Source organism: Actinoplanes sp. NPDC089786 (genome assembly GCF_040684855.1).
Taxonomy (GTDB): Bacteria; Actinomycetota; Actinomycetes; order Mycobacteriales; family Micromonosporaceae; genus Actinoplanes.
Genome location: NZ_JBFBGU010000005.1, coordinates 1 through 21,737, shown reverse-complemented (window position 1 = coordinate 21,737; position 21,737 = coordinate 1). Strand labels below are relative to the sequence as shown.

The 21,737-nt window shown below is 70.2% G+C and carries 23 protein-coding genes; 12 read left to right on the top strand and 11 right to left on the bottom strand.

Going from position 1 to position 21,737, the window contains the following annotated elements:
* The first annotated feature begins 20 nt into the window (after positions 1–20).
* Positions 21–980 carry a helix-turn-helix transcriptional regulator gene (locus AB0O15_RS18445; protein WP_364319796.1) on the top strand — a complete coding sequence of 320 codons (960 nt, stop codon included), beginning with the start codon at positions 21–23 and terminating at the stop codon, positions 978–980.
* A gap of 89 nt (positions 981–1,069) precedes the next feature.
* Positions 1,070–2,215: a hypothetical protein gene (locus AB0O15_RS18440; protein ID WP_364319794.1), complete on the top strand. Its 1,146-nt coding sequence runs from the start codon at positions 1,070–1,072 to the stop codon at positions 2,213–2,215.
* A gap of 41 nt (positions 2,216–2,256) precedes the next feature.
* Here AB0O15_RS18440 and AB0O15_RS18435 read toward each other — a convergent pair whose 3' ends face one another.
* Both AB0O15_RS18435 and AB0O15_RS18430 read right to left on the bottom strand, forming a co-directional pair.
* Complete coding sequence (locus tag AB0O15_RS18435; RefSeq protein ID WP_364319793.1) at positions 2,257–2,910, bottom strand: response regulator transcription factor; 654 nt, start codon at positions 2,908–2,910, stop codon at positions 2,257–2,259.
* 151 nt (positions 2,911–3,061) lie between these two features.
* Positions 3,062–3,988, bottom strand: coding sequence for a histidine kinase (locus AB0O15_RS18430; RefSeq protein ID WP_364319791.1), 927 nt, complete (start codon positions 3,986–3,988; stop codon positions 3,062–3,064).
* A 59-nt stretch (positions 3,989–4,047) separates the two neighbouring features.
* Here AB0O15_RS18430 and AB0O15_RS18425 point away from each other — a divergent pair, with 59 nt between their 5' ends.
* The gene (locus AB0O15_RS18425) at positions 4,048–4,617 is read left to right on the top strand and encodes a hypothetical protein (protein WP_364319789.1); all 570 of its coding nucleotides are present in this window, start codon (positions 4,048–4,050) and stop codon (positions 4,615–4,617) included.
* On the opposite strand, the gene AB0O15_RS18420 is transcribed toward AB0O15_RS18425, so the two are convergent.
* Positions 4,594–7,203 (bottom strand): glucosidase, encoded by a 2,610-nt coding sequence (locus tag AB0O15_RS18420; protein ID WP_364319787.1) that lies wholly within the window; start codon positions 7,201–7,203, stop codon positions 4,594–4,596. The genes AB0O15_RS18425 and AB0O15_RS18420 overlap by 24 nt on opposite strands.
* Positions 7,204–7,418: 215 nt before the next feature.
* Between AB0O15_RS18420 and AB0O15_RS18415 the strand changes: the two genes are divergently transcribed.
* Both AB0O15_RS18415 and AB0O15_RS18410 read left to right on the top strand, forming a co-directional pair.
* Complete coding sequence (locus tag AB0O15_RS18415) at positions 7,419–8,438, top strand: FAD-dependent oxidoreductase (RefSeq protein ID WP_364319786.1); 1,020 nt, start codon at positions 7,419–7,421, stop codon at positions 8,436–8,438.
* Positions 8,439–8,459: 21 nt separating this feature from the next.
* Positions 8,460–8,723 carry a hypothetical protein gene (locus AB0O15_RS18410; protein ID WP_364319784.1) on the top strand — a complete coding sequence of 88 codons (264 nt, stop codon included), beginning with the start codon at positions 8,460–8,462 and terminating at the stop codon, positions 8,721–8,723.
* Here AB0O15_RS18410 and AB0O15_RS18405 read toward each other — a convergent pair.
* The 3 genes from AB0O15_RS18405 to AB0O15_RS18395 all read right to left on the bottom strand — a co-directional run bounded on the left by AB0O15_RS18405 (position 8,700) and on the right by AB0O15_RS18395 (position 11,119).
* Complete coding sequence (locus AB0O15_RS18405) at positions 8,700–9,833, bottom strand: type III PLP-dependent enzyme (RefSeq protein ID WP_364319782.1); 1,134 nt, start codon at positions 9,831–9,833, stop codon at positions 8,700–8,702. The two genes, AB0O15_RS18410 and AB0O15_RS18405, sit on opposite strands and share 24 nt — an antisense overlap.
* A 183-nt stretch (positions 9,834–10,016) precedes the next feature.
* Positions 10,017–10,232: a DUF397 domain-containing protein gene (locus AB0O15_RS18400; protein ID WP_364320474.1), complete on the bottom strand. Its 216-nt coding sequence runs from the start codon at positions 10,230–10,232 to the stop codon at positions 10,017–10,019.
* Positions 10,233–10,273: 41 nt separating this feature from the next.
* Positions 10,274–11,119 (bottom strand): helix-turn-helix transcriptional regulator, encoded by an 846-nt coding sequence (locus AB0O15_RS18395; RefSeq protein ID WP_364319780.1) that lies wholly within the window; start codon positions 11,117–11,119, stop codon positions 10,274–10,276.
* 247 nt (positions 11,120–11,366) lie between these two features.
* Between AB0O15_RS18395 and AB0O15_RS18390 the strand changes: the two genes are divergently transcribed.
* The 3 genes from AB0O15_RS18390 (at position 11,367) to AB0O15_RS18380 (ending at position 14,268) form a co-directional block, all read left to right on the top strand.
* A complete protein-coding gene (locus AB0O15_RS18390) occupies positions 11,367–12,029 on the top strand; it encodes a GPP34 family phosphoprotein (protein ID WP_364319778.1) in 663 nt (220 codons plus the stop codon).
* 62 nt (positions 12,030–12,091) lie between these two features.
* Complete coding sequence (locus AB0O15_RS18385) at positions 12,092–13,624, top strand: APC family permease (protein WP_364319776.1); 1,533 nt, start codon at positions 12,092–12,094, stop codon at positions 13,622–13,624.
* 29 nt (positions 13,625–13,653) lie between these two features.
* Positions 13,654–14,268: a GNAT family N-acetyltransferase gene (locus tag AB0O15_RS18380; RefSeq protein WP_364319774.1), complete on the top strand. Its 615-nt coding sequence runs from the start codon at positions 13,654–13,656 to the stop codon at positions 14,266–14,268.
* Positions 14,269–14,282: 14 nt separating this feature from the next.
* Here AB0O15_RS18380 and AB0O15_RS18375 read toward each other — a convergent pair whose 3' ends face one another.
* The 3 genes from AB0O15_RS18375 to AB0O15_RS18365 form a co-directional block, all read right to left on the bottom strand.
* The gene (locus AB0O15_RS18375) at positions 14,283–14,864 is read right to left on the bottom strand and encodes a hypothetical protein (protein WP_364319772.1); all 582 of its coding nucleotides are present in this window, start codon (positions 14,862–14,864) and stop codon (positions 14,283–14,285) included.
* Between the two features lie 695 nt (positions 14,865–15,559).
* Positions 15,560–16,231: a response regulator transcription factor gene (locus AB0O15_RS18370; protein ID WP_364319770.1), complete on the bottom strand. Its 672-nt coding sequence runs from the start codon at positions 16,229–16,231 to the stop codon at positions 15,560–15,562.
* The gene (locus AB0O15_RS18365; RefSeq protein ID WP_364319768.1) at positions 16,228–17,496 is read right to left on the bottom strand and encodes a sensor histidine kinase; all 1,269 of its coding nucleotides are present in this window, start codon (positions 17,494–17,496) and stop codon (positions 16,228–16,230) included. Before AB0O15_RS18365 ends, AB0O15_RS18370 begins: the two co-directional genes overlap by 4 nt.
* Positions 17,497–17,688: 192 nt before the next feature.
* Here AB0O15_RS18365 and AB0O15_RS18360 point away from each other — a divergent pair, with 192 nt between their 5' ends.
* The 3 genes from AB0O15_RS18360 to AB0O15_RS18350 are packed head-to-tail and all read left to right on the top strand — an operon-like array spanning position 17,689 to position 19,854.
* Entirely contained in the window at positions 17,689–18,150 is a 462-nt protein-coding gene (locus tag AB0O15_RS18360; protein ID WP_364319767.1) for a DUF1707 domain-containing protein, read from the top strand.
* Between the two features lie 58 nt (positions 18,151–18,208).
* Positions 18,209–19,027: a metal-dependent hydrolase gene (locus tag AB0O15_RS18355; protein WP_364319765.1), complete on the top strand. Its 819-nt coding sequence runs from the start codon at positions 18,209–18,211 to the stop codon at positions 19,025–19,027.
* Positions 19,024–19,854, top strand: a complete 831-nt coding sequence (locus AB0O15_RS18350) for a PHP domain-containing protein (RefSeq protein WP_364319763.1) — start codon at positions 19,024–19,026, stop codon at positions 19,852–19,854. Before AB0O15_RS18355 ends, AB0O15_RS18350 begins: the two co-directional genes overlap by 4 nt.
* Positions 19,855–19,887: 33 nt before the next feature.
* On the opposite strand, the gene AB0O15_RS18345 is transcribed toward AB0O15_RS18350, so the two are convergent.
* Both AB0O15_RS18345 and AB0O15_RS18340 read right to left on the bottom strand, forming a co-directional pair.
* Positions 19,888–20,142 (bottom strand): hypothetical protein, encoded by a 255-nt coding sequence (locus AB0O15_RS18345; protein WP_364319761.1) that lies wholly within the window; start codon positions 20,140–20,142, stop codon positions 19,888–19,890.
* Positions 20,085–20,684: an SDR family NAD(P)-dependent oxidoreductase gene (locus tag AB0O15_RS18340; RefSeq protein ID WP_364319759.1), complete on the bottom strand. Its 600-nt coding sequence runs from the start codon at positions 20,682–20,684 to the stop codon at positions 20,085–20,087. The genes AB0O15_RS18345 and AB0O15_RS18340 overlap by 58 nt, the downstream gene beginning before the upstream one ends.
* Positions 20,685–20,745: 61 nt before the next feature.
* Between AB0O15_RS18340 and AB0O15_RS18335 the strand changes: the two genes are divergently transcribed.
* Complete coding sequence (locus AB0O15_RS18335; RefSeq protein ID WP_364319757.1) at positions 20,746–21,600, top strand: LysR family transcriptional regulator; 855 nt, start codon at positions 20,746–20,748, stop codon at positions 21,598–21,600.
* Positions 21,601–21,737: the final 137 nt, after the last annotated feature.

The following is a 21,737-nucleotide window of genomic DNA, read 5'->3' as shown; positions in this document are numbered from 1 at the left end:
GCCCGGAGGGAGAATCGCCATTGGACGGTCCGGCGCTCGCCGCGCGCCTGCGGGCGCTCCGGGAGGCGGCGGGGCTGACCCAGTCCACGCTGGCCCGGGCCCTCGGTGTCAGCGTGCCGCTGATCTCGGCCTGGGAGAAGGGAACCGTGCCGCCGGCCCGCCGGCTGGAGGCGTACGCCCGGCACTTCGCCCCCGGCAGCGACGAGGGCCTGCGCGCCGAGCTGCTGGCCCTGCGCTCCCCCGGCCCGGCCGACCGCGCGCCCCACCCGCTGACCTTCGCGCCCGGCGAGGCGGTCACCATCGTCTGCTCCCGGCTGCCCGACGTCCGCCGCGCCCGCCTGGGCCAGCTCGACCAGGTCAACCCCGACTACATCGACGCCTACAAGTACGCCGACCTGGACGCCCTGATCGAGCTGCTGCCCCTGGTCACGTCGCTGAACCCGGCCAGCCGGGTGACCATCGGCACCGCCGACGACCTGGCCTCCGACACCCTGGCCGAACACCTGATCCTGCTCGGCGGCGTCGACTGGAACCCGGTGACCGCCGAGCTGATCAAACACCTCGAGCACATCCCCGTCCGCCAGCGGGAACGCCCCCTGGACGCCGACCCGGGCGGCTTCGTGGTGGACGCCGAGACCGCCCCGGCCGAACTGGTGCCACGCATCGTGGAGAACGGCGGCCGCAGCCAACTCGTCGAGGATGTCGCGCATTTCCTGCGCGCCCCGAATCCGTACGACCGGCGTCGCACCCTGACCATCTTCAACGGCTCGTTCAGCCGCGGCACCCTGGGCGTCGTCCGCGCATTGACCGATTTCAACATTCGCGATCGTAACGCCGCCCATCTGGCCCAACGATTCCCCGGCGCCACGTCCTACAGCGTCGTCTGCCGAGTGCGAATAGTCGCGCGACAAGTGGTGGTTCCGGACTGGACGATGGAGGATGACCGTCTCCACGAGTGGCCGGCCCCCATTCGGGCTTGACAAAAATCCGCGACCCCTTGGCAGGAGATCGTGCGAGTGTTCTCGCCGTAAGCAAATTGCACGAACGGCGAATAGGAAAGGCACTCCAGGTGAGCACGACTCTCGACCGACAGCCCACCCCGACCGTGTCGGGGCCCTCGAACGCGATGGCCTCGACGACCCACCACTCATCACACCGCCGCCTGCTGGCCACCGGCGCCGGCGCCGCCATCGCGACCGCGCCGGTCGACGCGATCATCGTCCCCGCCGCCCGCGAGGCGAGCGGGCTGGCCGTCGCGGTCGCCCTGGCCGACCACCTCGACGCGACCCTCGTCGTGCTGTGCAGCCGCGACGCCCAGGCCGCCCAGGTCCGGGCGCTGTGGCGGGGCAACCCCCGGGTGTGGGCGGCCGACGTCCACGGCCCGAACAACGTCCTCCCCCGGTTCCGCACCACCCTGGTCGTGCGGGACACGCCGTTCCAGCGCCGGCCCGACACTCCCGTCAAGCGCAACCTGGGCCTGGCCCTGACCCGGATGATCGGCTGGGAGCGGGCGTTCTTCCTGGACGACGACATCGACGGCATCGACCCCGCCTCCCTGCGCGAGGGCGCCGGGATGCTCGACCGGCACGACGTGGTCGGCCAGCGCAACATCGGTTTCCCGGACAACTCGGTGGTCTGCCACGCCCACCGGGAGACCGGCCACCGGCAGGAGGCTTTCCTCGGCGCCGGCGCGATGCTGTTCCGCGGCGCCCGGGCGGCCACCGCGTTCTTCCCGGCGATCTACAACGAGGACTGGTTCTTCGTGCTCGACCGCAACCGCCTGGCCCGGTGCGCCGCCCACGGCGAGTTCGCCCAGCGCGCCTACGACCCGTACGCCGACCCGCGCCGCGCCGCGCGCGAGGAGTTCGGCGACTGCCTGGCCGAGGGCATCTTCGCGCTGCTCGACGCGGGCCGTCCGATCGACGACGCCGACGAGGACTACTGGCGCGACTTCCTGGCCGGCCGGGCCGCCCTGATCGAGCAGATCCGGACCGACTTGACAGCTTCTGACGTGCCCCGCACCCGCCGCGCCCGGATCGCCGACGCGCTCGGCGCCGCCACCTACAGCCTGGGCCTGATCAAGCCGGCCCAGTGCGTCCGCTACCTCTCCGCCTGGCGCTACGACCTGGAGCTGTGGCGGCGCTTCACCGCCGGCCTGCCCCGTGGCCTGAACCCCCGGGCCGCCCTCGGCTACCTGGGCCTGCGCGCCGCCTGACCCGCCTGTTCGGCCGCGGTCAGGCCCGCCCCCTGACCCACCTATTCGGCCGCGGTCAGGCCCGCCGCCTTGGCCAGCAGCCCCGCCTGGGTGCGGTTCGCGCAGCCCAGCTTCTCGAACATCCGCGAGATGTAGCCCTTCACGGTGGCCTCGGAGAGATGCAGCCGCGACGCGATCCGCGCGTTGGACAGCCCGTCGCCTATGCCCGCCAGCACCTCCCGTTCGCGATCGGTCAGGCCGGCCAGCCGGTCGAGCGCCCCCTTCCGCTCGTCCCGGGCCGTCGCCGACGCCGCCACCAGCCCTTCCTTCGCCACCGGCGACAGCACCGTGTGCCCCTGGGCCGCCACCCGGATCAGGTCGAGCAGCTCACCGGGCGGCGTCGACTTGACGAGATAGCCGGCCGCACCCGCGCGCAGCGCCTCGATCACGTACCCGTCCGCGTCGAACGTCGTCAGGACGAGCACAATCGGCGGATCCGCCCGGGCGCGAATCCGGGCGGTCGCGGCCAGGCCGTCCACCCCCGGCATGCGCAGATCCATGAGTACGAGATCAGGCCGCTCCCGCACCACCGCCTCGGCCGCCTCCGCCCCGTCCGCGGCCGTGCCCACCACGACGATGTCCCCCGCCGCCCCCAGAATCGTCGTCAGATGCCGGCACACCATCGGCTCGTCATCCACAATCAGCACCCGGATCACCCGCCCACCATGCCCTTCCCCGCCCCTTTGCTCTGAGCGCGTATAGGCACCACCCGCGCCCAGCGTGGTATGGCTCTGAGCGCATATAGGCACCACCCGAAACCGACGCGGTACAGCTCTGAGCGCATATAGGCACCACCCGACCCCGGCATCACGACAGCCCCCGCGCCGGCAGCACCGTCTCCACACGAAACCCGCCGTCCGCGTCCGGCCCGGCCGCCAACGACCCGCCGATCGACTCGACCCGCTCGCGCAGCCCGGCCAGCCCCGTCCCGGCGCCACTCCCGGCCGGCCCCGACCGCCGGCGAGGCGCGCTGTTGCACACCACGATCCGTACCTCATCGGCGCCGTACGAGGCCGCAACCCGCACCCTGGCACCGGCCGCGTGCTTGCGCGCGTTGGTCAAGGCTTCCTGCACCACGCGGTACGCCGTCCGCCCGGTCACCTTCGACAGCTCCGGCGACGGCGATCCGTCCACCGTCAACCGCACCGGCTGCCCGGCCCGGACCGCGTCGTCAACCAATTCGGCCAGGGCCGGCGCCGGCGACTCGCCCCGGGCCGGCGCCGGCCGCTCGTCCAGGGCCGGCGCCACCGAAGACCCGTCGCGGCGCAGCACCCCCACCAGCTCGCGCAACTCGTCCAGCGCTCGCGCCCCCTGGTCCCGCAGCTCCTCCCCGGCCTGCCGGGTCGCGGCGTCCGGCGCGCTCATCGACAACGCCCCGGCCTGCAAGGTCATCAGGGTCACCCGGTGCGCGACCAGGTCGTGGAGTTCCGCCGCGAGCCGCGTACGCTCCTCGGCCCGCGCCCGATCCGCCGCCCGCTCGGCCCGCTCCCGCAGCAGTTGCATCTTCCGGCGCCGCGCCGCCAGGTAGAGCCCGAACAGCGGTGCCACCGCGCTGTGCAGCAACCCGTTCGCCACCAGGCCCGAGGTCGGGTCCCAGGGCCGCACGCCGACCACCGTGAGCACCGCGATCAAGACCCAGATCCAGGTGGTACGCGCGACCGGCACGCCCCGCTCGACGATGTTGTCGGCCACCACCGACAGGGCGAGCGGCACCCACGCGCTGACCCCGAGCATGGTCTCGGCGAACGCGCCGTCGCCGGTGACGGCGATCAGCGTCTGGGCCAGGCGGCAGCATGGGCGCCGCCACGGTCAACCGGGTCGCCAACGAGGTGCCGCGGCTGATCCAGCGGCTGGTCTACAGCTCGGCCTTCTGCTGCGTCGACCTGCCGTCGATGGCGGCGTACCTGATGGAGCCGGAGGCCAAGGACAGCATGATCCTCGAGCTGGGCGGCGCGGGCGTCGGCGACCCCGAGGTGATCGGCGCGACCCGCAGCAACTTCCGCACCGCCGACCCCCGGGTGCTGGCCAAGCTCAAGGAGGCGCTCTGCGCGGGCGCCACCGACCACGAGTTCTTCGCCCTGCTCAACACCATGCAGCCGGACGAGTCGATGCACATCCCGCTGGCCGACGCGCGCGGCCACAAGGAAACCTGGGGCCGCATCCCCCGCACGTACATCCGGCACACCCGGGACCGGATGATCCCGCTGCCCCTGCAGGACCGCTTCATCCACGAGGCCGACCGCCTCACCCCGCACAACCGCTTCGACGTGCGGAGCGTGGCCACGTCGCACATGCCCGATCCGCGCGGCTGGGCGTCCATCGTGGACATTCTCGACGAGCTAGCGGTGCAGGTTCAGGATTAGGTCGACGACCAGCGCGGTCCAGCCGGTCTGGTGCCAGCCGCCCAGGCCGGCGCCGTTGTCGCCGTGGAAGTACTCGGGGAAGACGATGAGGTCCTTCCAGTCCGGGTGGTTCTGGAAGAGGTCGGAGGCGCCGTAGATCGGGCGGCGGCCCCACGAGTCGGGCACGAACATCGACACCAGGCGGCGGGAGATGTCGTCGGCCACCTCGGTCAGCGACACCTTGGTGGCCGAGCCGGTCGGGTACTCCACCTTGAGGTCGTCGCCGTAGAACGAGGCGAATTCGCGCAGCGCCTCGACGAGCAGGAAGTTGATCGGCATCCAGACCGGGCCGCGCCAGTTGGAGTTGCCGCCGAAGAGGCCGCTGGTCGACTCGGCCGGCTCGTACCCGACGGCGAACTCGGAGCCGCCCAGCGACACGTGGAACGGCTTCTCCTGGTGTGACTTGGAGAGCGAGCGGAGCCCGTACGGGGAAAGGAATTCCTCCGGGTCGAGCATCCGCCCCAGGATCCGCAGCAACTGGTCCTGACCGACCATCGACAGCAGCCGCTGCTGCCCGCCGGTGCGGGACAGCCGTCGCGCGCTGATCACGTCGGCGACGTCCGGCTGGTTGGCCTGCAGCCAGCGCACCCGGGCCTGGAGCTCGGGCAGCCGGTTGAGGGTCGCCGCGCTCAGCGTGGTCGTCGCGGCCAGCGGCAGCAGCCCCACGATCGAGCGTGCCTTCAGCGGCAGCCGGTGCCCGTCGGGCAGCCGCAGCACGTCGTAGAAGAAACAGTCCTCGTCGTCCCACAGCCCCTGGCGGTACGCGGCCTCGGCGATGTGCGCGAAGTGCTCGAAGAACTTCGTCGCCATGTCCTCGTAGGTGCGGTCGTGCAGCGCCAGCCGGATCGACATCTGCAGCAGGTTCAGCGCGTACATCGCCATCCAGCCGGTGCCGTCCGACTGCTCCAGCACGCCGGCCACGGGCAGCGCCGCCGACCGGTCGAACGGGCCCACGTTGTCCAGCCCGAGGAAGCCGCCCTCGAAGACGTTGTTGCCGCCGACGTCCTTGCGGTTCACCCACCAGGTGAAATTCAGGAGCAGCTTGTGTACGACGCGAGCCAGGAAGTCGTAGTCACGGCCGCCGTCGATCTCGAACACCTGCAGGGCGGCCCACGCGTGCACCGGCGGGTTGACGTCACCGAACGCCCACTCGTACGCCGGGATCTGGCCGTTGGGGTGCATGTACCACTCGCGGAGCAGCAGCAACAGCTGGGACTTGGCGAAGCCCGGGTCGACGCGCGCGATGGTGACGCAGTGGAAGGCCAGGTCCCAGGCGGCGTACCAGGGGTACTCCCACGGGTCGGGCATCGAGATGACGTCGAAGCTGTTCATGTGCCACCAGGCGTTGTTGCGCCCGAAGCGGCGGCCGGGTGGCGGTGGCGCCGAGCCCGGGTCGCCGGTCAGCCACTGCTTGACGTCGAAGTGGTAGAACTGCTTGCCCCACATCAGCCCGGCGACGGCCTGCCGGGCCACGGCCGCTTCCTCACTGCTCGCCGCGGCCGGCACGAGTTCCTCGAAGAACTGGTCGGCCTCCCGCTTCCGCTCGTCGAGAACCGCGGCAAAATCAAGATCAACTTCGGGCTCGGGTACGTCCGACTGGACGAGCCGCAGCCGGATGGTGCGCGTCTCGCCCCCGCCCAGCGTCACCCGATAGTGCAGCGCGCCCTTGGTGCCCAGGCCGGCCGGGTTGACCGTCGGCAAGGCGTGCACGACGTGGTCGTTGATGCCGTCCTTCGGATATCGGGTGGCGCCCGGCGTGCCCCACAGGCGCTGCGAGTTGGTCTCGTTGTCGCAGACCAGCGCCCGCGCCTCGGCGCCACCCCGCAGGGTGAGATGGCCCAGGCTCCGGTGCTGGGCGTCCAGCCGCCCGTCCGAGCCCTGGATCTGCGGCTTCGGCCGGTTGGGCTGCCCCCAGGACCAGGTGTTCCGGAACCAGAGCGTGGGCAGCAGGTGCAGCGTCGCCTCATCCGGCCCACGGTTGCTCACCGTGATGGCGATGCACATGTCGGTGGGTGACGCCTTGGCGTAGTCGACGGTCACCGCCCAGAACCGGTCGTCGTCGAACACCCCGGTGTCGAGCAGTTCGTACTCGGGCTCCTCGCGCGAGCGCCGGCCGTTGACGCTGACCAGCTCGTCGTACGGAAAAGGGGCCTGCGGGTAGTGATAACGCCAGGTCATCCAGCTGTGCGTGGGCGTGGAGTCGAGGTACCACCAGTACTCCTTGGCGTCCTCACCGTGGTTGCCGCCGTCCCCGCCGAGCCCGAACATGCGCTCCTTGAGGATGGGGTCGACCCCGTTCCACAGCGACAGCGCGAAGCAGAACGTCTGCCGCTCGTCACAGAACCCGCCCATGCCGTCGTCGTTCCACCGGTAGGCGCGTGACCGGGCGTGATCGTGGGAGAAGTAGTCCCAGGCGGTCCCGTGTTCGCTGTAGTCCTCACGGACCGTGCCCCAAGCGCGTTCGGCCAGGTAGGGCCCCCAGGCCCGCCAGGCCTGCTCCCCCGAGTCGGCCTGCGCCAGGCGCACCCGCTCCACGCCGCCGCTCACCCCCCACCTGTCACCAGTCGACCACACCGAGGATTGTCCAGGCGGCGTGTTACGAACTCCGACTCATCTTCACCCCACCGCCGGGTCCGGCGAATTCAAGATCATATGTCGAATTCCCCTCGTGCCTGCTCGGCGGCGTGGCCAAGGTCGTGTCTCGTGGATCACCAGGGCTGCGGCGCTTGGCTGATCCACGAGACACGACCTAGCCTGCCTCCGTGCCGAACTCAGTGATTGTGGTCGGCGCCGGCATCGTCGGCGCGTGCGTCGCCTACCAGCTTTCCCGCGACGGCGCCGAGGTGACGCTGATCGAGCGGGCGCCCGCCCCCGGAATGGGCGTCACCGCCAATTCCTTCGCCTGGATCGGCGAGGGCGGCCATTGGCCGGGCGGCGCCGCCGACCTGCGCCCCCACATCCTCGCCGACCACCGCCGCCTGTCCGCCGAGGTCCCCACCATCCCCCTGCGCTGGTGCGGCTCCCTCACCTGGCCCGCCTCCCCCGAGCCCGAGCCCACCTCACGCGAACCCGAGCCCGCCTCGCCCGAGCCCGCCGCACGCGAACCCGAGCCCCTGCCGTTTGTCGGCCCCGACGAGATCTCCCGCCTCGAGCCGAACCTGCGCGCCGTGCCCGCCGGGCCGGCGACCCACTCCCCCACCGACGGCGCGGTCGACGCCGCCGGCATGGCCACCGCCCTGGTCGAGGCCACCCGGAGCCTGGGCGCCCGCGTACTCCTCGGAACCACCGCGACCGCGACGACCGCCCGCAGCGTCACCACCGACCGCGACCACCTGACCGCCGACGCGGTGGTCCTGGCGACCGGCGCCGCCCTGACCGAACCCTCCCCGGCCCTGCTGATCCGCGCCGCCGCCCCACCCGGCCTGGTCCGCATGATCGTCTCCGCCCCCGGCTTCGAGGTCCGCGAGTCCCGCCCCGGCGAACTGCTGTTCGCCGCCGAGCCCGACGCCGACCCCGCCGCCGTCGTGGTCCGCTTCCGCGCGGCGTGGTCGGGCGCGGAGAAGGTCCGCGTCCTGAACTCGACGATCGGCGTCCGCCCCATGCCCCCGGGGGGCCCGATGATCGGTTACGCCCCGGACGGCACCTATCTGGCCGTCATGCACTCGGCCGTCTGCCTGGCCCCGACCGCGGCCCGCCTCATCGCCCAAGAGATCGTGAGCGGCCACCCGGCCCCGGAACTCGCCCGCTGCCGTCCGGCCGACGCTTCCGCCGACCCACAGTGACACATCGATTACCAACGGTAAATGCACACGGTGGGCGCCGACGACGACACCGCCCGCGTGCACCACATCTCGACCCTGGTCTTCTGGGCCCGGGCCGAGGAGGACGCCGACCCGGCCGCCCCCGAGGCGGCCGAACTCCGTCGCGAGGCGGCGCGGCTCACTCCCGGCGTCGAGGCGTCCGACGCCCGGCGGCGGATGCGGACCCTGCCCGAGGGAGGCGACCGTCGATCTTTTCACCCGAACGGGCGGGTGCCCGAGTTGTCAGATGATGACAACCCGAGGTAACGGAAAACCATGGAATCGAGTGCTGTAAGTAGCGGTATATGCACCGGCCGACCCGACGAAGATCTCGTCGCCCTCGCGGAGGTCGGCCGACAGCGGCACCCCGGTGGCGAACGTGTCCTGGCTGTCGCAGGTCGGCCCGGTCACGTTGAACAGCTCCGTCGCCCCCGACCCGCGGCTGTCGCTCAGCGGGTAGCGCAGCTCGCCCCCGGACTCCAGCGCCTCCATCATCCCGTTGAAGACGCCCAGGTCGGTGTGGGCCCACCGCACGCCGTGCCGGGACGCCACCCCGATCACCCGGCAGCGGAACGTGCCGGCGCTCGCGACCAGGCAGCGCCCGGGCTCGGCGACGGCTTCCACCTCGTACGGAAACTCCTTGATCTTGAGCGCGAACACCCGGCCGAACTCGGCCATCGGCGGGATCCGCTCGGCGTAGCGGGCCGGGAAGCCGCCGCCGATGTCGAGCAGCTCGATCCGCAGGCCGTCGGCGGCGATCCGGGTGATCACCTGCCGGACGTCGTCCATGGGGCGGCCGAGCGCCTCCGGCGTGAGCGTCTGCGACCCCATGTGGAAGGTCAGCCCGTGCACGTTGAGGCCCAGTTCGGCGGCCTCCCGGCAGAGTCGCACGGCGTCGTCGGCACCGACGCCGAACTTGCCCTCGCTGGGCACCAGGCTGTCGCCGGGCGCGGTGGCCACGCGGACCAGCACGTCGCACCCGGGGGCGACGGCCGCGGTGCGCCGCAGTTCCTCACTGGAGTCGACGGCGAACCGGCGCACGCCGGCCGACCAGGCCTCGGCGGTCTGCGCCCGCGCGCGCACGGGGTTGCTGAAGATGAGGTCTTCGGGGGGTACGCCGAGCAGGCCGGTCAGCATGCGCAACTCGGCGGTGGAGGCTATCTCGAACGAGCAGCCGGCCTCGCCCAGGATCCTTAGCACACCGGGATCGGGATTGCATTTCGTGGCGTAGAAAGGTTTAACACCGGGGAAGGCGGCGGTGAATTCGGCGACCGCCTCGCGGAGGACCGCGGAACGCATTTCGAGCAGTGGCCCGGCGTCGGCCGGATCACCCATGGTCGAGCCGGAGGGAAGGAATCCGATGGCTTGTTCCAGCACCGTAAACTCTTTCACTTTAGGTGACCGAACCGGTGCCCAGCGTACACCTATCGCGGGCCGTATAAAATGCAGCATGCTGCAACGCCCCGTCAAGGGGCGTTGCAGCATTCGCGCATTGGTTACCACACCCGAGAAGTTGACTTTGAGTAAGCACTTCCCATCGGTGCGTGCCTATCGCTAGGCTCAGGACTGGATGTCGAACTCGCCATCCTTAGTTGAGTCCACGAAGGCGATCCACTCCGCCTGAGTGAACATCAGAGCCGGTCCAGACCGGTTCTTGCTGTCACGCACGGCAACACCTGTGTCGAGGATCGCGACCTCGACACAGTTGCTGCCGCCGTTTCCGTTGCTGCGGCTGCCCTTGCGCCACACAGCACCGTTGAGATGCGTAGACAAAATCCAAGCACCTCCCTTCGATATGTTGTTGTCTCGGAAGAGCTCTACAACTGCAGGAGACTCTCGATCATCTTAAGGGACATCCGGTGGTCGAGTGCCCCCGCGCCCAATCGATCGAACTCTTCTCGGTAACGGGCAACCTCGCTCGGTTGCTCTTCGTAGTAGTCTCCCGCAAGACCTTCCAGATATACAACATCCAAATGGGTGGTCTCCCGAAACTCCAAAAGCGCTGCTGGGCCGCCGAGGAAGAGATGTTCGCCGAAGTCCAGCGGAAGAATGCGAATCGTCACATTGGGTGATTGCGCGATATCCACAAGGTGTTGAAGTTGGTCGCGCATGACGGCCTCGCCGCCGATGTTCCGGCGCAGCACCGACTCATCCACGATGGCCGCCAGTTCCAGCGGATTGGTTCCGGACAGGCGGGCCTGCCGCTGCAGCCGCAGCCGGATCCGGCGGTCGGTCACGGCCTGGGGCGCGTCCGATCCCGAGCGCATGAGGGCGCGGATGTACGCCTCGGTCTGCAGCAGCCCGGGCACCACCACCGGCTCGAACACCCGCATCGCGGCCGCGCCGGCCTCGAGCCCGACGAAGTTGCCGGGGCGCAGAACGTCCTTGTAGTCGGTCCACCAGCTGCGTTCCTTGGACAACCGGGCGAGCTCGACCATCGCGTCGCGGTAGTCCTCGTCGAGCCGGCCGTACAGCGTCAGCAGGTCACGCACGTCGCGAGCGGTGACCGCCACGCGCGCGGTCTCGATCCGCGTGAGCTTCGCGGTGTTCCACTCGAAATGGCGTGAGACGGCTTCCTGAGTCAGCCCGGCCGCCTCGCGGCACCGCTTGAGTTCGGCACCCAGCCGGCGCCGTCGCAGCGTAGGGCTCTCATCAACGGTCACCAGGACTCCTCGACTCCATGCAGGACCCGATCCTACGTCCGGCGGGAATCAAGATCCGACGAGGACTCGACCGGCGCCGGTGCATTGTCGGGACCGCCCCGACAACCACATTAGACATCGAGTTTCGTACTTGGAGTCTAGGACTTCTTGTCTTGATCTCCGAGTTGGGTACATGATGCACCGGACAACGAGTTAAGGCGTTCTTGCGCAGGGCCCGCCAGCCCGGCCCGGGCGTGATTTAGGTCGAGTGTCTTATAAGGGGCGTGGCAGCGTGTTGGCTGACCAGTACTTTCTGATCTCGCACGAGGACCGGACGGGCCGATCCCGGCTACATCCGCGGGCAACAGGCCTTGGCTTGGCCGCTGCCCTCCTCGCTGAGTTGATATTGGAGGGCCGTCTTCGCGTCATCGAGGGTGACCTGCACATCGTCAGCCGGCAGCCACCGAGCGACGCGTTGTCGCACGACATCCTCGACCTGCTGATCGCGCAGCCACAGCACCGCGAGGTCCGCACCTGGCTCGCGTTCCTCTCGCAGGACGCGGCGGTCCGGGTCGGCGAGCGGCTGATGCGCCTCGGCGCAGTCGAGCCGGTGACCCGCCGCCGCATGCTCAGCACCCAGACGCTCTACATGCCGAACAGCGCCGAGCAGCGCAACGCCGCCGCCTGGGCTCCCGCCCGCCTGGCCAACCTGCTGGTCCGCGGCCTCGACATGAACATCACCGACCGGGTGCTGGCCGGCCTGATCGCCGCCACCGGCCTGACCCGCCACGTGCTCTACGACTTCGAAGTGCACCGGCACGCGTTCCAGACCCTGCCGGACGCCATCGCCTCACTCCCGATGGATCTTCGTGAGCTGATCGAGTATACCGAGGCATCGGTGGGCTCGGCGCTCACGGCCGGGCGCCGGTGACCACCGTCGGCCGTCATCACCGCACCAAGTACAACGTCGATCAATGGGCCGGGAGGCTGTTAATGGCGTCCAAGGACGCGGCCGAGCCAGACATCATCTCGCGGGCCCTGGCCCGCAACAGGCTCGGGGTTCCTTCCGTCGTGTTCTTCGGGGTGGCCGGCGCCGCACCGCTGACCGTGATCATCGGATCCATCTCCACCATCTACGCCGTGGTCGGCAACACCGCCGTGCCACTGGTCTACCTGGTGGTGGCCGGAATCCTGTCGATCTTCACGGTCGGGTTCGTGGCGATGAGCCGGCACATCGTGAACTCCGGCGCGTTCTACTCGTACATCGCCCATGGTCTCGGCCGGGTGCTCGGCGTGGCGGCGGCGTTCGTGGCCCTGCCGGCCTATTCGCTGATGCAGATCGGCCTCTTCGGACTGTTCGGCGTCGTCGCGTCCGGCGTGCTCGGCGCGATGGGCCTGACCGCCTCCTGGTTCGCCTGCGCCCTGGTCGCCTGGGCCGTCGTCACCGTCCTCGGCCTGCTCTGGGTCGACCTGAGCGGCAAGGTGCTCGGCGTCCTGCTGGTCCTCGAGATCGCCGTGGTCCTGATCTACGACACGGTGATGGTCGCCAACCCGGCGACCGGCTCGGTCGACTTCTCCTCGCTGGCCCCGGCCCAGCTCGCCACCCCCGAGGTGGTCGCGATGATGGTGCTGGCCATCGCCGGGTTCGTCGGGTTCGAGGCCACCGTGGTCCTCTCCGAGGAGGCCAGGGATCCGAAGAAGACGATCGCGCGGGCAACACACTGGTCGGTCATCCTGGCCGGCCTTCTTTGTGGCGTCTCGGCCTGGGCGATGTCGGTCGGCGCCGGCCCCGACCAGGTCGTCGGCCAGGCCCGCACGGAACAGACCGACATGGTGTTCACGCTGGTCTCGCCGCATGTGCCGGAAGCCCTGATCAGCATCGGCTACGTGCTGTTCATGACCAGCATCTTCGCCGCCCTGCTGGCCTTCCACGCGGCGGTCTCCCGCTATCAGTTCGCGCTCGGCCGTGAGGGCGTGCTCCCCCGCCTCTGGGGTTACACCCACCCCCGCACCGGCGCCCCCGTGGTCGGCTCGATCACCCAGAGCCTGCTGGCGCTGGTCGTCATCGTGCTCTACAAGATCAGTGGCGCCGACCCGCTGGTCTACCTGTTCGCCTGGCTGACCGTGGTCGGCGGCCTCGGCGTGCTGATCCTGATGTGGAGCGCGTCGGCCGCGGTGATCGCGTTCTTCGCCCGCAACCGCCGGCGCGAGTCCGTCTGGCGTACCCGGATCGCGCCGATCCTCGCCTTCCTTCTGCTGAGCATCATTCTCGCGGCGACCGTGATCGGCCTCGGCGACCTGCTCCAGGTCGAGGAGGGCTCGATCTTCCACTGGGTGTTCTCGGTGGCCTACCTGGTCTTCGCGATCATCGGGGTGATCTGGGCGCTGATCATGCGGATGGGCCGGCCCGAGGTCTACGCCATGATCGGCCGCGGCACCGAACGCTCCACCCTCGACTCGCCGCTCCCGAAGCGCCCGCACACCCACGCGGACCCGTTCAGCGCGCACGTTCCGTCGATCAAGTAAGCGATCAACCGATCTCATAGGGGAGATTCATGACGTACGCGATCAGGGAGCTGGTCATCCGGCACGTGTCGCCGTTCGACACTGCCGAGATCACCGACCTCGTGGCCGAGGCGATGTGGGACGGCCCGGTCGCCCGCTGGCTCAACCCGGACCAGTCCGAGCGGAAGAGTCGCAGCCCCGAATACTTCGACATCTTCGTCGACTACGCCGTCCAGTACGGCGAGGTGTACGGCATGTCCGACTCCGACACCGGGCAGATGACCGGCGTCGCGTTGTGGTTCCCCTTCACCTCGGTCATCCCGGGCCCGATCGACTACGAGCGCCGGCTCAAGGAGGTCACCGGGGACGCGTTCGACCGGGCGTGCCAGCTCGACGCGCTGATGGAAGAGAACCACCCGCTCGACCCGCACCACTATCTCGCGTTCCTGGCGGTCCGCCCCGACCGGCAGGGTCACGGCATCGGCAGCTCGCTGCTCGACCGGCACCACAGCCGGCTCGACCAGGCGGGCCTGCCGGCGTACCTCGAGGCCAACGACCCACGGAACCGAGACCTCTACCTCAGGCACGGATATCAGGTCCGGTCCGTGTTGCATCTACCCGACGGGCCGCCGCTCTGGTCGATGTGGAGGTCGCCTATGCCCTGACCCCTGACAACGGCTCAGGCCGCCGACGGAAATTCGTAGATCCAGAACTGCTGAGCGTCCATGCACTCGGCGCGCACCCCGCCGGACAACCGGTGGAGCATCAGCCGGATCACACGAGACATCTTCCGCATGTCGTCGTTGTACCGGCAGAAGTCGAGGGCGATGATGCCGTTCTGGTTCGCGGCCGTCAGGTACATGGCCTCTACCAGATCGGCAAAGGCTCTGGTGTCCCGGGCCCCGCAGCCGACGGCGACGAAACCGCAGTACCAGACCTTGTGTTGCCGGTACAGCTCCGGCCAGCGCCGCTCGAAGTATTCAGGTGCGACGAGCGGCATCGCGTGCAGCTTGTTGGTGTACGTGGACAGACCACACAGGGTGCCGTCGTCCCGCAGAGCCAGGTACTTCTGCACTCGCTGGTCCCGCATGACCGCGTCGAACTCGTCGCGATACATGAGGTGACGCTGCACTGCGAGGGCACGGATGTCGTCGAATGCCTCCAGGTAGAGGTTCCACGCGGCGTCGAGGTTCTCGTCATCGGTGATCTGCTCGATGATTTTGACAAGCATGCTCACTGCACCCCCGAGGGTCGTCGGCAAACGACCCCGCTCGTCGTACTTACTGCGGTCGATGATTCTTGACCATCACCATACGAAGAGTGATGTGAGTACGACAATGAGTGCTAGTCAATCATTTGTGCCAATCATGTCCGAAGATGATCTCGATCCACATGTCCGGGCCTGCTCCAGCGCGTTTTCGTGACGGTTGCCGCCTCGGCCGGCCGGCCGGGGCGGCCGAGTCGCGTCAAAAACCGGTGTCGATGCGTATATCTCCTGCATGCACGCACCGTTACGAAGATCGATGGTGGCCATCGTTTCCCGGAGACCGAAAAGCGATCTGGACTAGCACCAAACTGCACTAAGTCCTTGCTCAGACGCAAGAAGGCTGGAACCAAGGCGGGGGCGGGCGCAGCCGGCACAGGGGCGCACGTGACCCGTCAGTAATAGTGAAAACGGCTCTTGATTGCACACACGGTGGCCGCGCTTTCCCCAGGTGAAAGCGCGGATCTGCATCTGCATGTGCGAATGTCCTGGTACAGAAGTCCAGGACTTCGGGGCCAAGACAATGAGGCTACGACAAGTCGGCCACATCTGCGATGTCAGGACCATGTCAAACTTGCACGCCGTCGGCGAAGATAATCTCGTTCGGCAGCAGATAACCGATCCAGATCGCCTCGCCGGCCAGTCCGGTACGGATCAGCTCCGGCCCGGTGGTGGCCCCGATCTCCGGGAGGTCAGGTCAGCCAACCGGGGCGGATCAGCCCCGCCTCGTACGCGTAGACCACCAGCTGGGCGCGATCGCGGGCGCCGAGCTTGAGCATCGTGCGGCTCACGTGGGTCTTCGCCGTGGCCGGGCTGATCACCAGGCGACCGGCGATCTCGTCGTTGGAGAGACCCTCGCCGACCAGGACCATGACCTCGCGTTCCCGGTCGGTGAGCTGCGCCAGCTCGGCCGGCGGCGAGGCGGCCCGGCCGCGACCGGGGGTGGCGAACTCGCCGATCACCCGCCGCGTGACGCTCGGCGAGAGCAGCGCGTCCCCGGCCGCCACCGCTCGCACCCCGCGCAGCAGCTCGACCGGCTCGGTGTCCTTGACCAGGAATCCGGAGGCGCCGGTGCGCAGCGCCTCGAACACGTACTCGTCCAGCTCGAAGGTGGTCAGGATGACCACCCGGGTGGCGGCCAGGCGCGGGTCGGCGGCGATCCGGCGGGTCGCCTCGAGGCCGTCGACGCCGGGCATCCGGATGTCCATCAGCACCACGTCGGGCCGGAACTCCTCGACCAGGCGGACCGCCTCCACCCCGTCGGCCGCCTCGGCCACCACCTCGATGCCGGGCTCCGCGTTCAGCAGCGCGCGGAACCCGGCCCGGACCAGGGCCTGGTCGTCCGCCAGCAACACCGAGATCAAGTCGCCTCCTGAGGAGCGGGCCCACCCGAATCGGGAGCGGGATCCGGAGGGACGGGCAACAACACGGTCACCAGGAATCCTCCCGCGGGCAGCGGCCCGGCCTGCAGGCTGCCGCCCAGCGCCGACGCGCGCTCACGCATGCCGGTGATCCCGCTGCCGTCCTCGTTCGACGAAGCCGGCGAACCGTCGTTGCGGATGGAGAGGCGCAGACCCTCGGGCGCGTAGTCCACCGACACCTCGGCCGAAGCCGCCGGGCCGGCATGCTTGCGCACGTTGGTCAGGGCCTCCTGCACGATCCGGTACGCCGCCCGGTCGACCTCGGCCGGCAGCGGGCGCGGCAAGCCGGTCCGGGTGGTCGTCACCGGCAGCCCCGCGCTGCCGGTCAGTTCGTCCAGCCGGTCCAGGCCCAGCGCCGGTTGCCGGGGCGCGGCCTCCTCCTCCGGCCGCAGCACGCCGAGCACCGCGCGTACCTCTCGCAACGCCTCCCCGCTGGCGGTCTTGATCGCGGTCAGCGCCTCGCGCGCCTGCTCGGGCTGGTTGTCCATCAGGTGCAGGCCCACGCCGGCCTGCACGCTGATCAGCGACAGGTGGTGGCCGAGCACGTCGTGCAGCTCACGGGCCATGCGCAGCCGTTCCTCGGAGGCCTGCCGCCGCTCCTGCTCCTCCTTGGCCCGGGCCCGCTCGGCGCGCGCCTTCATCACCTCGGCCCGGTGCTCGGACTGCGCCTTGGCCGCCCCGCCGAAGAACATCGACAGCAGCAGCGCGGCCGCGAGCACGACCAGGGTGCGCAGGCCGGGGCGGGTGCCGGGGGCCAGGCCGAGTTCGTCGGCGAGGACGACGGCGACCAGGACGTACGCGACGTAGCCGGCCGCCGAGGCCAGGAACGCCGGCCGGCCCTTGCCCTGCTTCACCGCGTTCCAGCAGGCGATCAGCGGGGCGACCAGGAACACCCAGCGCGGCGCGGCCATCGTGGCGAAGCCGATCGACGCCGCCATCGCGATCAGCAGCACCGCGACCGGGGCGCGCCGCCGCCAGATCAGCGCGATCGGGCCGATCAGGAGCAGGGCGTACACGAGCACGTCGAACGGGTGGTAGACGAGGCCGTCCGAGGCGATGTCCTTGGCCCCGAGCACGTGGAACAGCCCGGCGCCGATCGCCACCCCGGCGGGCGGGCCCTTGTGCGGACGGTTCGAGCGCCACGGCGGGTCGGGCCATGGCTGGTCCTGCTGCCATGGCGCATGCCGCCTGCTCCTCGGTCGTCCCACGTGCCGAACGTACGGCACCGGGCCACCGCCGGGCATCAAACCCAGGGCCGGTCCCGGCGTACTCCCGCTGTCGTACGCCGCACGTCCGGTATGGGACCGGTGGCGTAGGCGAAGTCGCGACCACGGGCAGACGCGGGACGGGCCGCCACCGGGGAGCCTTGAGGAAGTTCGCACGAACCGAAGGGGGCTACCGTGACCACCGACGACGCCACGCGGGCCGGGCAACATCGGCTCCGCACGTCCGACACCGAGCGGGAACAGGTCGCGACGATCCTGCGTGCCGCGATGACCGAGGGCCGGCTGACGCTCGAGGAGGGCGAGGAGCGCCTGGGCAGCTGCTACGCCGCCAAGTTCCGCGACGAGCTGATCCCGCTCACCGCCGACCTGCCGGGCAACGGCCGCCAGGCGCTCGCCCAGACGCCGGAGTTCCAAGCCGCGACACGCCGGGACCGCCGGGCGTTCGGGGGCTTCGTCTTCGTCGTCACGGCCGTGCTGACGACCGTCTGGCTGTTCTCCGGCGCACACTTCTTCTGGCCCATCTTCCCGATATTCTTCCTGTTCATGGCATTCGCGAGACACCGCGGCCCGCGACACCACCACCGCCACCCGGGCTACCAGCGACACCAGCCGGTCGCGCCCTGGAACGCGCCCTAGGCGGTCGCGGCCCGGACGGTCGTTGATCGACTGGCATCGCCCTGAAACGCTTGAATGCGTGATGGGTCCGTCTCATGCGTTGTCCGGTGCCGCCGTCTGGCTTGCGGGGAGTTGGGCTCTCGATCACTTCTCGGGGTACGAACAGAGCCCGCTCGCCGTGACCATCGGGGCGACGGTGTGCGCCGGCGCCGCCCTGCTGCCCGACCTCGACCTGTCCGGCAAGGTGACCCGCAACCAGGGCGGCGCGACCGTGGCCCGGACCTTCGGGGTGTTCTCCCTGTTCGTCGCCGAGGTGATCGAGAAGGTGTCGCTGGGCATCTACTCGATCACCCGGATGCCACGGGACCCCCGGCGCACCAACGGGCACCGCACGTTCACACACACGCTGGTGTTCGCCGGGCTCGTCGGCTGGGGCACGACCAGCCTCTGTGCGGCGTACGGGAAATGGGCGGTCCTCGGGGTTCTGTTCTTCATGGCCGGCCTGGCCCTGCGGGGCCTGTTCGACAAGTGGGCCGAACGCGCCGGTTGGCTGATCATCACGCTGACCTCGGCCGCCGCGGCGTTCATGGCCGCGTCACAGCTGGACACCGACCGCGGCTATCCGCTGCTCGGCACGGCGGTGGGCGTCGGCTGCGTGGTCCACCTCTTCGGCGACATGATCACCCGCAGCGGCGTGCCCCTGCTCTGGCCGATCCCGCTGGGCAACCGCCTGTGGCGGATGATCGGCATCCCCGACGGCATCGCGATCAAGGCCGGCGGCCCGGGCGAGATCTTCGTCCTCCGTGGCCTGTTCACCATCGTGTCGCTGCTCGCCCTCGTGGCCATGTTCTTCCCGGGCGTCCTCGACTCCATCCACCTCGACGCCGCCGCGCCGTGACCCCGCTGCCGCCGGACAACCACGTCCACAGCGAGTTCTCCTGGGACACCGACGTCGGCTCGATGGAACGCACCTGCGCCCGGGCGGCCGAGATCGGGCTCCCGTCGATCGCCTTCACCGAACACGTCGACCCGACGCCCTTCTCCCTGGCCGGCAGCGGACCGTACGTCAACGAGCACCACCGGGCGATGGCCGACGAGAACCTGGTGCTGACCCCGCCGCCCCTGGACGTCACCGGTTACCTGGAGTCGATCGAACGCTGCCGGTCCCTCTTCCCCGGCCTGCGCATCCTCACCGGCGTCGAGCTCGGGCAGCCACACTGGAACGCCTCTTCGTGCGCGGCGGTGCTGCGGTCCGGCCCGTTCGACCGGGTCCTCGGTTCGCAGCACTGCCTGCCGCACGATTCCGGCTTCGCCGAGCCCTGGTACCTCTATCCCCTGCGCGACGCCGACGAGGTGATGCGCGACTACCTCGCCGAGGTGGTGCGGCTGGTCGGCTCGGACGCGCCGTTCCAGGTGCTGGCGCACATCGACTACGCGGCCCGGTCGTGGCCGCACGGCGAGTTCGAGCCGGGGCGGTTCGAGGACGAATTCCGGTACGCGCTGCGGGCCACCGCGGCCTCCGGCCGCACGCTCGAGGTCAACACCCGCATCCCGCTGCACGCCACGATCCTGCGCTGGTGGCGCGAGGAGGGCGGCGAAACAATCAGCTTCGGCAGCGACGCCCACCGCCCGGACGCCGTCGGGCACGGCTTCCGGGAGGCCGCCGCGCTGGCCGAGGCGCACGGCTTCCGCCCCGGCGACCATCCCGACGAGTTCTGGCGATAGCGGCCGGCGCTTGATCCAGCGGTAGGCACTCCCCTAGAACGCGGTCGCTCGCGAGGTGGACTCCCAGGTGTTGATCTCGGCGCGGACGCCGTCGAGGTGGCCGACGATGCCGTCCACGGCGTCGCCGCCCAGGGGCAGGCGGAGCGGTGTCACGTCGGCGTCGAGCGCGGCGAGGATGGCCGACGCCGCCTTGGCCGGGTCGCCGGGCTGGGCGCCGTCGCCGGCCTCGATCATGGCGCGGGTCGGGCCGACCGTGTCGGCGTACGCGTCGAGGGTCTTGCTCTGCACCAGGCCGCCGCCGAACAGGCGGGTGCGGAACGCGCCGGCTCGACCACCAGGACCTTGACGCCGTGCGGGCGGACCTCCGCGGCCAGCGCCTCCGAGTAGCCCTCGAGCGCGAACTTCGTGGCGCAGTAGGCCGAGAAACCGGGCAGCGCGACCTGGCCGCCGAACGACGACATCTGCACGATCGCCCCGCGCCGGCGCGCCCGCATCCCCGGCAGCACCGCCCGGACCAGCGCCGCCGGGCCGAACACGTGCACCTCGAAGATCTCCCGCAGCTCGGCGTCGGTGGTCTCCTCGGCCGCCCCCACCTGCCCGTGACCGGCGTTGTTGACCAGCACGTCGACCCGCCCGTACCGCTGCTCCACCTCGGCCACCGCCCGCTCGGCCGCACCGACTTCGGTCAGATCGAGCCGCACCTCGTCGCCGGACGGGCGGCGGCTGGTACCCACCACCAGGTCACCCGCCGCCGTGGCCGCCTCGGCGATCGCCCGCCCGAAGCCGCTGCTCGCCCCCGTCACCAACCACACCCGCTTGTCGTCGCTCACCCGGCCCAGCCTGCTACCCCTCCCGCTCGCCGTCCAAGACCTGCCGTGATAGCCAATGGTTATGGACGTGCATCTGCGGGACCTGCGGTACTTCGTGGCGGTGGCCGAACACCTGCACTTCACCCGGGCCGCGGAGGCGCTGCACGTCAGCCAGCCGGCGCTGTCCAAGCAGGTCAGGGCGCTGGAGACCCAGTTGCGGACGCCGCTGTTCGAGCGGGACCGGCAACAGGTGCGGCTCACACCCGGCGGCGCCGCGCTGCTCCCCCACGCCCGGACGGTGCTCGCGGCCTGGGCCGACGCGGTCGCCGAGGCGACGGCCACGTTCGTGGTCGGGATGAGCACCGGAGTCGGGCGCGGGTTGATGCCGGCGATCCGCGCCGCCTTCCCCGACGCCCGCCTCCAGCTGCGGCAGGTGCCCTGGGACGATCCCACCGGCGGGGTGGGTGGCCGGCAGACCGACGTGGCTTTCGTCTGGTGGCCGGTCCCGCACCTTTCCCGGTACGGGTGGCAGCACGTCGCCACGGAACGACGGCTGCTGGCCGTCCCCGCCTCGCACCGGTTCGCCGGGCGCACATCGATCGACATCGCCGACGTGCTCGACGAGCCGTTCCTGGCCCTGCCGGCGGCGGCCGGCGAACTGCGCGACCACTGGCTGGCCGCCGAGTCGAGGGGCGGCCACCCGGTGACGATCGGCGGCGAGATCTCCTCGGCCGAAGCCGCGGCCGAGGCGGTCGCGGCCGGCCTGGGAGTCTGCCTGGTCGCCGAGGGCAACGTGCCCCTGGTATCCCGCGACGGCGTGGTCTGCCTGCCGATCACCGGCGTCCCGCCCAGCCGCCTGATCCTGCTGTGGCGCCGCGACGACCGCCGCCCCCTGCTCGAGGCGTTCCGCGCGGCCGTCGCGGCGAGTGCCCGCTAGCGAGGCCCGAGGCGTTCCACGTGGCTCGGCCGCTCCGCGTGGCTAAGCCCCTGGCAGGAACTGTTTCCCGTAACTCTGGGGTAGCCAGGGTGAGGTCCAGGGTGCGGCGGTGGTGAGGTTCTGGGCGTCGGTGCGGT